The sequence below is a fragment of the Enterococcus sp. 3H8_DIV0648 genome (assembly GCF_002140655.1).
In the GTDB taxonomy this organism is placed as follows: Bacteria; Bacillota; Bacilli; order Lactobacillales; family Enterococcaceae; genus Enterococcus_A; species Enterococcus_A hulanensis.
On the sequence record NZ_NGLG01000001.1, the window covers coordinates 2,509,544 to 2,522,404 of the forward strand.

Annotated in this window: 12 protein-coding genes; 2 read left to right on the forward strand and 10 right to left on the reverse strand. The window is 41.9% G+C overall.

The window, feature by feature from the left end; genetic code table 11:
• Nucleotides 1–3: 3 nt before the first annotated feature.
• From A5875_RS11540 to A5875_RS11585, 10 genes are all read right to left on the reverse strand, one after another.
• Nucleotides 4–822 (reverse strand): purine-nucleoside phosphorylase, encoded by an 819-nt coding sequence (locus A5875_RS11540; RefSeq protein ID WP_088933725.1) that lies wholly within the window; start codon nt 820–822, stop codon nt 4–6.
• A gap of 89 nt (nt 823–911) precedes the next feature.
• Complete coding sequence (gene deoB, locus A5875_RS11545; RefSeq protein ID WP_088933726.1) at nt 912–2,084, reverse strand: phosphopentomutase; 1,173 nt, start codon at nt 2,082–2,084, stop codon at nt 912–914.
• Between the two features lie 766 nt (nt 2,085–2,850).
• Nucleotides 2,851–3,804 carry an ABC transporter permease gene (locus A5875_RS11550; RefSeq protein ID WP_088933727.1) on the reverse strand — a complete coding sequence of 318 codons (954 nt, stop codon included), beginning with the start codon at nt 3,802–3,804 and terminating at the stop codon, nt 2,851–2,853.
• Nucleotides 3,804–4,934 carry an ABC transporter permease gene (locus tag A5875_RS11555; protein WP_088933728.1) on the reverse strand — a complete coding sequence of 377 codons (1,131 nt, stop codon included), beginning with the start codon at nt 4,932–4,934 and terminating at the stop codon, nt 3,804–3,806. Before A5875_RS11555 ends, A5875_RS11550 begins: the two co-directional genes overlap by 1 nt.
• Nucleotides 4,927–6,462, reverse strand: a complete 1,536-nt coding sequence (locus A5875_RS11560; protein ID WP_242550844.1) for an ABC transporter ATP-binding protein — start codon at nt 6,460–6,462, stop codon at nt 4,927–4,929. The genes A5875_RS11555 and A5875_RS11560 overlap by 8 nt, the downstream gene beginning before the upstream one ends.
• A 194-nt stretch (nt 6,463–6,656) precedes the next feature.
• Nucleotides 6,657–7,754, reverse strand: a complete 1,098-nt coding sequence (locus tag A5875_RS11565) for a BMP family lipoprotein (RefSeq protein WP_088933729.1) — start codon at nt 7,752–7,754, stop codon at nt 6,657–6,659.
• Between the two features lie 61 nt (nt 7,755–7,815).
• Nucleotides 7,816–8,208 carry a cytidine deaminase gene (locus A5875_RS11570; protein ID WP_088933730.1) on the reverse strand — a complete coding sequence of 131 codons (393 nt, stop codon included), beginning with the start codon at nt 8,206–8,208 and terminating at the stop codon, nt 7,816–7,818.
• A 12-nt stretch (nt 8,209–8,220) separates the two neighbouring features.
• A complete protein-coding gene (gene deoC, locus A5875_RS11575; RefSeq protein ID WP_088933731.1) occupies nt 8,221–8,883 on the reverse strand; it encodes a deoxyribose-phosphate aldolase in 663 nt (220 codons plus the stop codon).
• Between the two features lie 62 nt (nt 8,884–8,945).
• Nucleotides 8,946–10,247, reverse strand: a complete 1,302-nt coding sequence (locus A5875_RS11580) for a pyrimidine-nucleoside phosphorylase (protein ID WP_088933732.1) — start codon at nt 10,245–10,247, stop codon at nt 8,946–8,948.
• Nucleotides 10,248–10,386: 139 nt separating this feature from the next.
• Nucleotides 10,387–11,403, reverse strand: coding sequence for a LacI family DNA-binding transcriptional regulator (locus tag A5875_RS11585; RefSeq protein ID WP_088933733.1), 1,017 nt, complete (start codon nt 11,401–11,403; stop codon nt 10,387–10,389).
• Between the two features lie 151 nt (nt 11,404–11,554).
• Between A5875_RS11585 and A5875_RS11590 the strand changes: the two genes are divergently transcribed.
• Both A5875_RS11590 and A5875_RS11595 read left to right on the forward strand, forming a co-directional pair.
• Entirely contained in the window at nt 11,555–11,926 is a 372-nt protein-coding gene (locus A5875_RS11590) for a hypothetical protein (protein ID WP_088933734.1), read from the forward strand.
• Between the two features lie 57 nt (nt 11,927–11,983).
• The gene (locus A5875_RS11595) at nt 11,984–12,751 is read left to right on the forward strand and encodes an alpha/beta hydrolase (RefSeq protein ID WP_088933735.1); all 768 of its coding nucleotides are present in this window, start codon (nt 11,984–11,986) and stop codon (nt 12,749–12,751) included.
• Nucleotides 12,752–12,861: the final 110 nt, after the last annotated feature.

Here is a 12,861-nt window from a genome sequence, read left to right on the forward strand (position 1 = left end):
CGATTATAAAGCAGCTAGTGTTTCTTTGATTAATTTTTTGAAGTCTTCTTTCACACGTTCTGTCGTTTCCACAACTTCCGCATGGTTCAAGTTCGCCTGCATGCCCGCAGCTAAGTTTGTAATGCAAGAAACGCCTAAAACTTTCATCCCGCTATGTGCGGCTACGATGACCTCTGGAACTGTCGACATTCCGACTGCATCCGCACCGATTGTCCGAGCCATGCGGATTTCTGCTGGTGTTTCATACGTTGGGCCTGTCATGCCAAGATAAACACCCTCTTGCAAATCGATTGCCAATTTATTCGCCACTTCACGCGCCTTTTCTTGATACTCTTTCGTATACGCCGCGCTCATATCTGGGAAGCGTGGTCCCATGTTTTCATCATTCGGTCCGATCAATGGGTTCGTTCCCATGAAATTGATATGATCGGTGATCAGCATCAAGTTTCCTGGTTGGAAGCCTTCGTTCACACCGCCAGCCGCATTCGTCACGATCACCGAGTGAATGCCAAGAGCCGCCATGACACGAACGGGATAAGTCACGGTTTCCATCGTATTTCCTTCATAATAATGGAAACGCCCTTGCATCGCTAAAACATTTTTCCCAGCCAAACGACCATAAACTAATTGTCCAGCATGACCAACTACGGTTGAAACGGGGAAATGCGGAATCTCGTTATACGGGATCACTACAGGGTTCTCGATCTCTTCAGCCAATTCGCCTAAGCCCGATCCTAAGATCAAACCAAATGCGACATCCGCCACACCTTTGTCCTGAATGTAACTAGCAGTCTGTTGAATTTTATCTTGTAAGTCTGTCATAAAATGCTCCTTTTTCTGAGTATTTTTTTAATCCTTAGGAAAGTATAAGTCTGATTGCTCAAAAGCTGAGCGCGTTCGCGAAACCTTTCTTATTTCAATAATTTTAAGAAACTTTCGCCATTTTCAGTCGCCGGTACCGCGAAGTTTTCCGCGATTGTTGCAGCGATATCTGAATAGTAGCCCTGCGGCAATTTGCCTTGTGCCGCCATTTTTTTGCTGTAAACCAAGAATGGTACATATTCACGCGTATGATCCGTTCCTGCGAAGGTTGGGTCATTTCCGTGATCCGCTGTGATCATTAATAAATCGTCGTCCTGCATCGCATCTAAAATTTCTGGAATCCGCAGATCAAATTCTTCGATGGCATGAGCATAACCAACCACATCGCGACGATGACCAAACAATGCGTCAAAATCAACTAGGTTCGTGAAGCTCAAACCAGTGAAATCCTTCTTCATAACAGCTAATAATTTATCGACACCATCCATATTGCTCTTCGTTCGAACGGCATCGGTGATTCCTTGGCCATTGAAAATATCATTGATCTTGCCGACAGCGATCACGTCTTTACCATTTTCTTTCAATGAATCTAAAACAGTCTTGCCAAATGGATCAAGGGCATAGTCATGTCGATTACTTGTCCGAGTAAAGTTGCCAGGTTCACCTAGATAAGGACGAGCAATAATACGGCCGATCATATAAGGATCATCTTTGGTAATATCACGAACATATTGGCAAATCTTATAAAGCTCTTCTAACGGAATAATCTCTTCATGTGCTGCGATCTGCAATACAGGATCAGCAGAAGTGTAAATGATCAAGTCGCCTGTCTTCATTTGCTCTTCACCAAAATCTTTGATCACTTCAGTTCCGCTATAAGGTTTGTTGGCACCCATAATAATACCACGACCAGAAAACTCAGAAATTTGGTCGAGCAATTCTTGCGGGAATCCATCTGGAAAAACACGGAATGGCGTTTGGATATTCAACCCAGCGATTTCCCAGTGACCAGTCATCGTATCTTTACCAACTGAGATTTCTTCCAATTTAGTTGCGTAGCCCTTATGATCCGCTACATCTTCAACGCCCTTCAACGGACGAATCGTTCCAAGACCTAATTGTTCTAAATGCGGAATGTTCAATCCAGCTTTTTCAGCAATATGACCTAATGTATCTGAACCTACATCTCCAAATTTCTCAGCATCTGGTGCTTCTCCGATACCGACAGAATCCATAACGACTAAGTGAATGCGCTTAAACATTTCTATTCCCTCTTTCTATTAATTTATTTCAAAATAAGCAAGACGAATCCTACTTATAAATTTAACGAAGATAATAACTTGCAAAAATTATCAATCCAGCTCCAGTATATTGGGTTCAAGAAGTTACGTAAACTGAAAGCCATTGCTGGTAGTAATTAATATAGTAAGAAATCTAACTTCCACAATAAACTGTGGGAAGTTGGGCTGGCAGCTAGCTCATTTTATATGAAATCATTTTTCGTACGCATACGATCGGTCTAAACTACTTGATCTTCTGCTGCCTATAAAATTTAATTTAGATTTCAATTCAAGTATCCTGCGAAAAGACCGACTCGCAGCTATTTCGTTTTGTGGTATTAACTTTTTTCAAAGACCAAAAAAAGTTAGTTCTATTCTCATCACGCATACCATTTTTCTAGTCATGCTAGTCATCTCTTAAGTTGATGTAAATAAATTCTTTACAGAATTTATCCTTATTGTCGATGCCATACCATTCTACTAATCTTGCTAAAGCAAGAAGTAGAACTGGCAAAGCATGAAGAAAAACTGGCAGCTATTTCGTATTAAAGGATTAACTTTTTCAAAAAGCGAAAAAGTTAGTTCTATTCTCATCACGCATACGATCGGTCTAAACTGCTTGATCTTCTGCTACCTATAAAATTTAATTTAGATTTCAATTCAAGTATCCTGCGAAAAGACCGACTCGCAAAAAAGGGCGCGACTAAGAAACATTGTCCCATAGCCCCACCCTTTAATAACAAAAGAATTATTTTGATTTGATGTAGTTGACTCCATCGGCTTTTGGTGCAGCTGATTTTCCTAAGAAGAGAACCAGTACGACGATCGTCAATACATATGGTGCTGATTGCAGATACACATCCGGAATTTGCGAGATGAGCGGCAAGTTTGAACCTGCGATACTCAAGTTTTGTGCGAAGCCGAAGAAGATCGCGGCTCCCATCGCACCTAACGGATTCCATTTACCAAAGATCATCGCTGCCAATGAGATAAATCCTTGACCTGCGATTGTTGTTGCGGCAAAACGTCCTGCGATTGATTGCGCGAAGACTGCTCCACCCATTCCGCCTAAGAAGCCAGAAAGTAACACGCCTGAATAGCGCAATGCGTAAACATTGATCCCTAACGTATCGGCCGCTTGCGGATTTTCACCAACCGAGCGTAAACGTAAACCAAAACGGGTTTTGAAAATGACAAACCAAGAGATCACAGCGACTAAAATAGCGAAGTACGCTGGCAAACTAGTATTTTTAAAGAATAGCTCACCCAAAACGGGGATTTTACTTAATACTGGAAAATCAAAGTAGCCAAATTGCTGTTGGATCGTATCTGTTTGACCTTTTCCATAGATTACCTTAATCAAGAAAATCGCTAATGGAGGAGCCAACAGATTCATTACAGTACCACTGATAATATGGTCTGCACGGAAATTCACAGTCGCTACTGCATGAAGCAGTGAGAAGGCCATTCCCGCCAAACCGCCGACTAAAACGCCTAGCCACGGTGTCATCGCACCGAACTGATCAGCAAATGCCAGATTGAATACAACTGAGCTGAAGGCACCCGCAACCATGATCCCTTCCAAACCAACGTTAACGATCCCGCTGCGTTCAGAAAATACCCCGCCAAGTGCAGTTAAAATCAATGGTGCAGAATACACAAGCGTCTGAGCAATAATTGAAGCTAACAAATCCATATTCATTAGACTTTGCCCCCTTTTTCAGATTCTTCATTCGGAGCACTCTCTACTTCTTGGACAGTTTCGACTTCTTTTTTACCGCCCATTACTTTAGCTAGACCAACACGTACGATGTAATTGATCGCTACGAAGAAGATGATCAACGGAATGACACTATTGGCTAATTCACTCGGAATACCTGAGAACTGCATTCCTTGTCCGCCAAGTTTTAAAATACTGAATAACAGTGCTGACAATAAGATTCCGACAGAGCTGCCGTTTCCTAATAACGAAACCGCCATCCCGTCAAACCCGATACTGATGGATGATCCTTGAACAAAGTAGTTCATAAAGGTTCCAAGACCATAAACAACGCCACCAAGACCTGCCAATCCACCTGAGATAATCATCGAAATCACGATCGTTCGTTTACTGCTCATCCCTGCATATTCAGAGGCAAAAGGATTCAGACCAACGGAACGAATTTCAAAACCTAATGTCGTACGTTTCATTAAGAACCATACAAGCACTAAGAACACTAATGCTAAAACGAAGCCCATGTTTACACGCGAACCGCCAAATAGATTCGTCAGCCACGGTTCCCGCAAAGAAGCATTCAAGCCGACAGCTTTTGTTACCCCTTTGTTTGAGATGACATCTGGTGACATCACATGGTTGACAATATGATTGGCAAAGTAAAGGATCACATAGTTCATCATGATCGTTACGATAACTTCACTTGTTCCAAAGAAGGCCCGCAGCAAACCAGGAATCGCCGCTGCTGCTGCACCTGCTAAAGCACCTACAATAATTGCTAATGGTACGACTACAATTTTTGGTGAATCCGGCATGCTTAACGCTACCCAGATACTTGCCACCCAGCCGCATAGAGCCTGACCAGAAAGTCCGACGTTAAAGAACCCAGCTGAGTTAGCGACTGAAAAGCCTAAAGCGGTAAAAATCAACGGTCCGGCACCAACTAAAATTTCTCCAATCGACATTTTACTTTGGAACGCCGAGCTGAACATCGCATTATAGCCTTCGATCGGGTTGAACCCAAACACTAACATCAAAACAGCACCAAGAACAAATCCTAAAATAACTGAAATAATCGGTACTAAAATATTTCTAATTTTTTCTGAGCGATCATTCATTTGTCTCACCAGCCTTTGCTAATTCTGCTCGCGCTTCTTCTAAACTATAGCCGGCCATCAACAAGCCAAGCTCGTTTTCAGAAGTTTCTTTCGGATCTACGATACCAACGATCTCCCCTGCGTGAATAACCGCGATACGGTCAGAGACATTCAAAATTTCATCTAACTCAAAACTTACTAACAGCACACCTTTTTGCTTGTCGCGCTGTTCAACTAAACGTTTGTGGATATACTCGATCGCACCTACGTCGAGTCCGCGAGTTGGCTGTGACACGATCAATAGATCTGGATCACGGTCGACTTCTCGAGCGATGATCGCTTTTTGCTGGTTACCACCTGAAAGCGAAGCCGCTGGAGCTTTTTCTCCGGTCGTCCGCACATCGTATTCTTCTATTAAACGTTTTGCGTAACGGTCGATCTCGCCATAATTCAAAATACCATTTTTACTAAATGGCGCATGGTAATAAGATTGCAACGCAATATTTTCTGATAACGGTAATGGTAGAATCAAGCCGTATTTATGGCGATCCTCCGGTACATGCCCGACACCTGTTTCAGTGATTTGACGCGGTGCCTTACCTGTTACATCTTCTCCCTTGATCGTTACTGTTCCGCTTTCGACTTTACGTAAACCAGTTAACGCTTGAATCAATTCTGTCTGACCGTTTCCATCGATTCCGGCGATACCGACAACTTCGCCACGATGAACATCCAGCGACAAACTCTTGACCGCTTCTAGTCCGCGGCTTTCTTTTACTACTAAATCTTTGATCGAAAGAACGACTTCCCCTGGTGTTGCTGGTACTTTATCCGTTTTAAATGAAACAGAACGTCCAACCATCATGTCGGCTAATTGCTGTGAGCTGACATCTTTCACGTCGACAGTTCCTATGTATTGTCCACGACGGATAACTGAACAACGATCCGCAACCTTTTTGATCTCATCTAATTTGTGTGTGATCAGGATAATCGATTTACCTTCATTGATCAGGCCTTCCATGATCATGATCAACTCATCGATTTCTTGCGGTGTCAATACAGCGGTCGGTTCATCAAAAATCAGAACATTCGCACCGCGGTACAACGTTTTTAAAATTTCAACCCGCTGCTGCATCCCGACTGAGATATCACGGATATACGCATCTGGATCGACCTTCAAGCCATATTCTTCGGATAATCGAACGATTTCAGCTTTGGCTTTCTTCTGATCCAGCATACCGTTTTTCTTCGGCTCGCTGCCTAAAATAATGTTTTCTGTGACGGTAAAGGCATCAACTAACATGAAATGCTGATGGACCATTCCGATCCCTAATTGATTGGCTCTAGTTGGACTTGAGATATCGACCTTTTGACCGTCCATCAAAATCTCACCAGAAGTTGGTTGCAATAACCCCGACAAAACATTCATCAGTGTCGATTTCCCGGCACCATTTTCACCTAAAAGTGCATGAATCTCACCTTTTCGGATCTGTAGATTGATGTTGTCATTTGCTTTAAACGTGCCAAATTGCTTGGTGATATTGCGCATCTCAATGACATTTTGTTCTTCTGTCACTTTCTTTTCACATCCTATCGCTTTATAAACCTGACAAAACATTGCAACGTTAAGGGCGTTCTTCCCTTAGCCAAATCCAACACAGGTCGGAACTTGGCTAAAAAAAGAAGACTCTTTTTAAAAGAGGACCATAGTCTCCGCGTTGTTGGAGACTATGGTCACCTGAATTATTTTTTCTCAGGAGTTTCTGGAACTTTGATGTCGCCGTCAGAAACTTTTGTTTTCGCTTCTTTAACAGCTTCTTTTGCTTCGTCTGAAAGGAATCCGTCAGTTAGAGATACACCGCCGTCTTTCAAACCGTAAGATAAGTGTTCGCCACCAGGGAATTTATCTTCTAATGCACGAGTAGAGATATCTTGAACTGCTGCGCCTACACCTTTAAGTGTTGAAGTTAAACAGAAGTTGCTTTCTTTACCGTCTTTAGATTTGTATTTACCTTCTTTTTGTTGGTCGCTATCTACACCGATAACCCAAACTTTGTCTGCTTCGTCAGCTTTTTCGTTACGAGCTTTTGCTTCAGAGAAGACACCTTGACCAGTACCGCCTGAAGCATGGTAAATGATATCTACTCCAGCATTGTACATATTAGCCGCTAATGCTTTACCTTTAGCAGGATCACCGAATGAAGCTGCATATTGAACATCTACAGAAATTTCTTTGTCTAATTTTTTAGCAGTATCTGCTACACCTTTTTCGAAACCAGCTTGGAAGCGGTCAATTACGGCACCTTCTTCACCACCAACGAAACCTAATTTGTTAGATTTAGTTGTTTCAGCTGCTGCAACACCTGCTAGGTAAGCTGCTTCTTGGTCTTTAAATGTTGCTGAAGCGACATTGTCTTTACCTTCAATCACTGAATCGATGATAACGAAGTTTGTATCTGCATTTTGATCTGCTGCTGCTGAGATTGGGTCTGCTAATAAGTAACCAATCCCGAAGACTGTCTTGAATCCGTTAGTAACAGCTTGTGAGATATTTTGTTCATATTCAGAAGCATCGTTTGATTGGATATAGTTATATCCGCCATTACCTTTTTTGATGTCGTGATCTTTACCCCAAGCTTGAAGTCCTTCCCAAGCACTTTGGTTAAATGAACGGTCATCCACACCACCAATGTCTGTTACGATTGCAACACTGTGTTTTGAATCTTCTTTAGCCGCTCCACCTGAAGAATCAGTTGAACCGCCGCCTCCGCCGCAAGCTCCTAAAGCTAGCAATGCTGCCATCGCCACGGTACCTAGGCCAAATAATTTTGCTTTTTTCATTTCTGTAAAGCCCCCTAAATATGAATTTTTTTCAACAGTCCTGCGACTGAATGAACATGGTTTATAAATCTTTATCAGTGAATGTATACGGCAGTAACCCTTCAACGGTCATTTCCTTAACTACACCGTTGTCACCGACCAAGGTTACTGGCATCGCTGGATCACAAAACTCTGCCATGACTTGACGACAAGCGCCGCATGGAGAAATTGGTTCTGGTGTGTGACCTGCAATCACTAAATGACTAAATTCTCTTTCGCCTTCTGATACAGCTTTGAAAAAGGCAGTACGTTCTGCACAATTCGTTAAGCCGTATGAGGCATTTTCGATATTGATTCCTTGATAGGTTTTGCCGTCTTTAGTTACAAGACACGCACCTACTGGGAATTTTGAATATGGGACATACGCTTTATCGAGTGCTTCGACCGCGATGTCGATCCATTCTTGTTTATTCAATTATAACTCCCCCTAGTACCCCGTACCGGAAAGTCCGTTCATGATAGCAACCCCAGAGCTGGCACCCAAACGTGTTGCGCCTGCTTCGATCATTGCTTCTGCTTCTTTGGCATTGTGGATACCGCCGGAAGCTTTGACTCCCATTTCGGGTCCAACTGTTCCACGCATCAAGCGAACATCTTCAACTGTCGCTCCACCGGTTGAAAAACCAGTCGATGTTTTAACAAAGTCTGCACCTGCTGCTTTCGCCAATTCACACGCTTTGATTTTTTCTTCATTTGTTAATAATGAAGTTTCAATGATAACTTTTACTAACGCTTTATCCTTAGCCGCAGCAACAACAGCTTCGATGTCTTTTTGAACTTTTTCATCATTGCCGTCTTTTAATTCAGCGATATTGATGACCATGTCGACTTCATCCGCCCCATTTGCAATGGCGTTCGATGCTTCAAAAGCCTTTGTTTCAGTTGTGTTGGCCCCAAGCGGGAAGCCGATCACTGTACACACAGCAACAGGTTCACCTTGTAATTCCTCTGCCGCAAGTGCAACCCATGTAGGATTGATGCAGACAGAATAGAAGCGGTATTTTTTTGCCTCTTCAATAATTTTCATGACATCTTCTTTTTTCGCGTCTGCTTTTAAAATTGTGTGGTCGATCATTCGATTTATTTCCATTTTTGATCCTCACTTCTTCTATTATAATATATTTCTAATTGTTCTAAAAAAGTTTTAATTACTTATTCTGTAATAATATCGTGAATTAAAACAGGCTCTTTAGGGACATCCCCAATGAAAATATTTTGATAAAGTAATTCTTTAACCTCGTCAATTTCATTAGAATTAGCATAAATCGTTAATAACGACTCGCCCTCAGCTACTTCATCACCGATCTTCTTGTGAAGTTTGATTCCTACCGCGTGATCGATATCATCCTCTTTAGTTTTGCGACCCGCGCCTAACAGCATGGCTGCGATCCCAATTTCATTTGCAACTAGCTTGGTGACATATCCGGAAGTTTTAGCCGGTAATTCGATCGTATATTTAGCAGTCAAAATTTGATCTGTTTGGTCGATCACTGTTTCATCGCCGCCTTGATCTTTAACCATCTCACGGAATTTTTCCAACGCTTTGCCTGAATGAAGAGCTTCTTCCAGCATTGCACGGGCTTCGTCTAATGTCTCTGCTTTTTTCGCTAACACAACCATTTGACTGCCGAGTACATAGCACATTTCAGTAAGGTCTGCTGGTCCGTTTCCTTTTAACGTATCAATAGCCTCAACGATTTCCAAACTGTTTCCGATTGCTTCGCCTAACGGCTCTGACATATCTGAAATAACTGCCATCGTCTGACGACCGGCAAGTTTTCCGATTCGTACCATTGTTTTAGCCAACCGTTTCGCGTCTTCGATGTCTTTCATGAACGCGCCGTCGCCAGTTGTTACATCTAGGACGATTGCATCAGCCCCTGCCGCGATTTTTTTACTCATGATCGAGCTGGCAATCAATGGGATAGAATCCACTGTTGCAGTCACATCCCGTAAGGCATAAAGTTTTTTATCGGCTGCTGCCAAGTTTCCTGATTGACCAATTACTGCAACTTTGCTCTTGTTCACGATATCAATAAATTCTTGATCAGATAATTCGATCTTAAAGCCTGGGATTGATTCAAATTTATCTAAAGTACCGCCAGTAAAACCTAGGCCGCGTCCAGACATTTTTGCTACAGGTACACCAACGCTTGCTACGAGTGGAGCCAACACTAATGTTGTCGTATCACCAACTCCGCCAGTTGAATGCTTATCCACCTTGATACCATCAATAGAAGACAAATCAATGATGTCTCCTGAATTAGCCATCGCTAAAGTTAAGTGAGAAATTTCCTCATCGGTCATATCCTGATAAAAGATTGCCATCAGTAACGCACTCATTTGATAATCTGGAATACTGCCATCTGTGTAACCTTCAATAATAAAATCGATTTCCTCTTTTGATAGAATCTTTCCATCTCTCTTTTTCTCGATCAAATCTACCATTCTCATAGGTTTTCCTCCAAGCGTCAAAAGATATTATACAATAAAATAGCGAAAGGTAAACCACTTTAGTAAAACAGTTTACTTAACGAAGAAGCGCTTTCTGTTAGCGCTACCATCGTTACTATAACGGGTCGTGAACCCGTTGTCAACCCTGATCTATATTTTTCACACTCTCACGAATAATTAATTTAGTTTGGAAGATTTTATTCGGAATTCGCTGAGAAGGGAAGTTAATAGCATCGACTAAGAACTTTGCTGCGGAGAATCCGATTTCGCTGCTGGGCTGAAAGACTGTCGTTAATGGCGGAACCATATATTTGCTGACCTCTAACCCGTCGAAACCAACTACTGAAATATCCTCAGGAATTTTTAATCCAGCTTCATAGATCGCTTGATAGCAGCCGATCGCCATCTCATCATTCCCGCAGAAAATCGCGGTAATCTGCTTATTCTTCAGGACTTCCTTCGCCGCATGATAACCGCCTGAGATCGTTAATTGTCCAGAACAAATATAACTTTCTTCAAAAGGCAATTGGTACTCAAAGACCACTTGACGATAGGCCTTCACACGTTCTGTTAATTGGTAATAGCCTTGGCTTTCTTTCAGCATCCCGATGTGCCGATGGCCCTTTTCCACCAGCATCCGCAATACTTCCTGCGCACCAGCATATTCCTCAACTAAAAGCTGACCCCAGTCGCGATCATTCAACCCTCGGTCGATAAGGACAATGGGGTGTTTTCGATAGAAGTCGCTGCCTAACTTGTGCTCATCTTCTAAATGATTGGGCGTAGCTAGTAAGATCCCATCCACAGAACGATGCGACAACTCATTTAAATAACGTTTCTCTTGTTCGATATCATGACGCGAGTTGCACAAAATAATCATATATCCTAAAGGGTTTAAATAACTCTCTACCCCTTCAATCACTTTTGAAAAGAAAAAGTCTGTCACATCCGGCACGATCATCCCAATCGTTTTTGAATGGCGATTGATCAAATTTGCCGCAAAAAAATCCGGTTTATATTGATATTCTTCAACGATCGCTAAGACATTTTTACGGGTCTGTTCACTGAAACGACTGCCTTTATTATTTAAAATCTGCGATACAGTCGTTACCGAAACCCCTGCCATCTCAGCGATTTCTTTGATGGTGATCTTCATCATTGACCTTCTCTCTGTGTTTTTTTTAAGTGTAGCAAAGGAAAATTTAGAAAGAAAGCCTTTTTCGTTAAAAGACAAGACTTCTTGCTTGCTCTGCTGAAAAAAGAGCGTAGATTAAAGACTGTACAAATCAATAAAGAAGGTGAGTATAATGCTTGATGTGACAGGAGCAATCAAAAATCTAACATGGACGACCGAACATCATTTTCTGCACATAAAAAATCAACACGACTTTATCCGGATCTGGGCGATCCAATTCGAATTAGCCTATACAGATTTTCGTGTGATCCAGTTGGCGCTACAATTAGATTCTCAAATAGAACTCCTTCAACGTTTTACGAAGGCTTACGATGCCGTTTATCAATATGAATATGCTTTTGCAAAAGGTGGTTTGGACGGATTCAATCAACAATTCGGCAATCAGATCGACAGCTATGATGAAGCTCAACAAAATCTGTTAGCTATATTAGACAAGTTGATGCAGCAGCAACCTAAGCCAACTAAAGAAAATGATTTAATCTAGAGTTATCCATCTAACTACTCTCAATTTAACTAATAAGAAAAAAGAGGCGCATTAAGTATGATCAAAGACTATGTATACGATGAAAAAAATCAATTAACGCTGGATATTTACGAACCTAAAAAAATTGATACAGCGATCATCTTGATCCATGGCGGCGGCTGGTTTCGAGGTGATAAAAGTAAAGAAGCAGCTTTGGCGGAACGCTTAACTGCTGACGGCTTTCTCGTTATCGCACCTAACTATCGTTTAGCACCGGACCACATTTTTCCCGCTGCAATGGAGGATATTTTAAATGTCTATGATTGGTTAGCAGCAAGTGACTATTCGGTAAATGGAAAAATCACCGCACTTGGTTCATCAGCTGGCGGCAATTTATCGATCGAGTTAGCTTTGCAAAGAGGCATTCCGGCAGCCTCTTGGTCTGGTATCATTGATCTCTATGATTGGGTGCAAAAACATCCCGACGTGGTGCCAGCTATGAATCAAAAACCTGATTTTGATAAACAAGCTAGTGGAAAAATTGACCAAGACGGTGCGAATGATGCCTTTTATAAATGGTTCATCCTGAATTACGTAAACCAAGACCTGGAAAGTTTGAAACAGGCCGATCCGCTTTCGCGCGTTTCAAATAACAGCGGTCCAATTTTCATCGCCCATTCATTAAACGAAATCGTTCCTTTATCAGGTATCTATAAATTACAAAAGTCTCTCGCCGAAAATGGCGTTCCTAGTGAAGCCAAGTTGATTACTGGCACAGTCCATGGCGAAGGCTATTCAGACATTGCTTACCAATCGACTATCCAATTTTTAAAAGATAATCTATAAAAACGAGCGTCGCAGATCATACTTTTCTGCGACGCTCTTTTTCTTAATTTAAGTCGTTTCTACTTTAAAACACGAACATTGAAATTTTCAAGAAAACTAATTCGACGTAA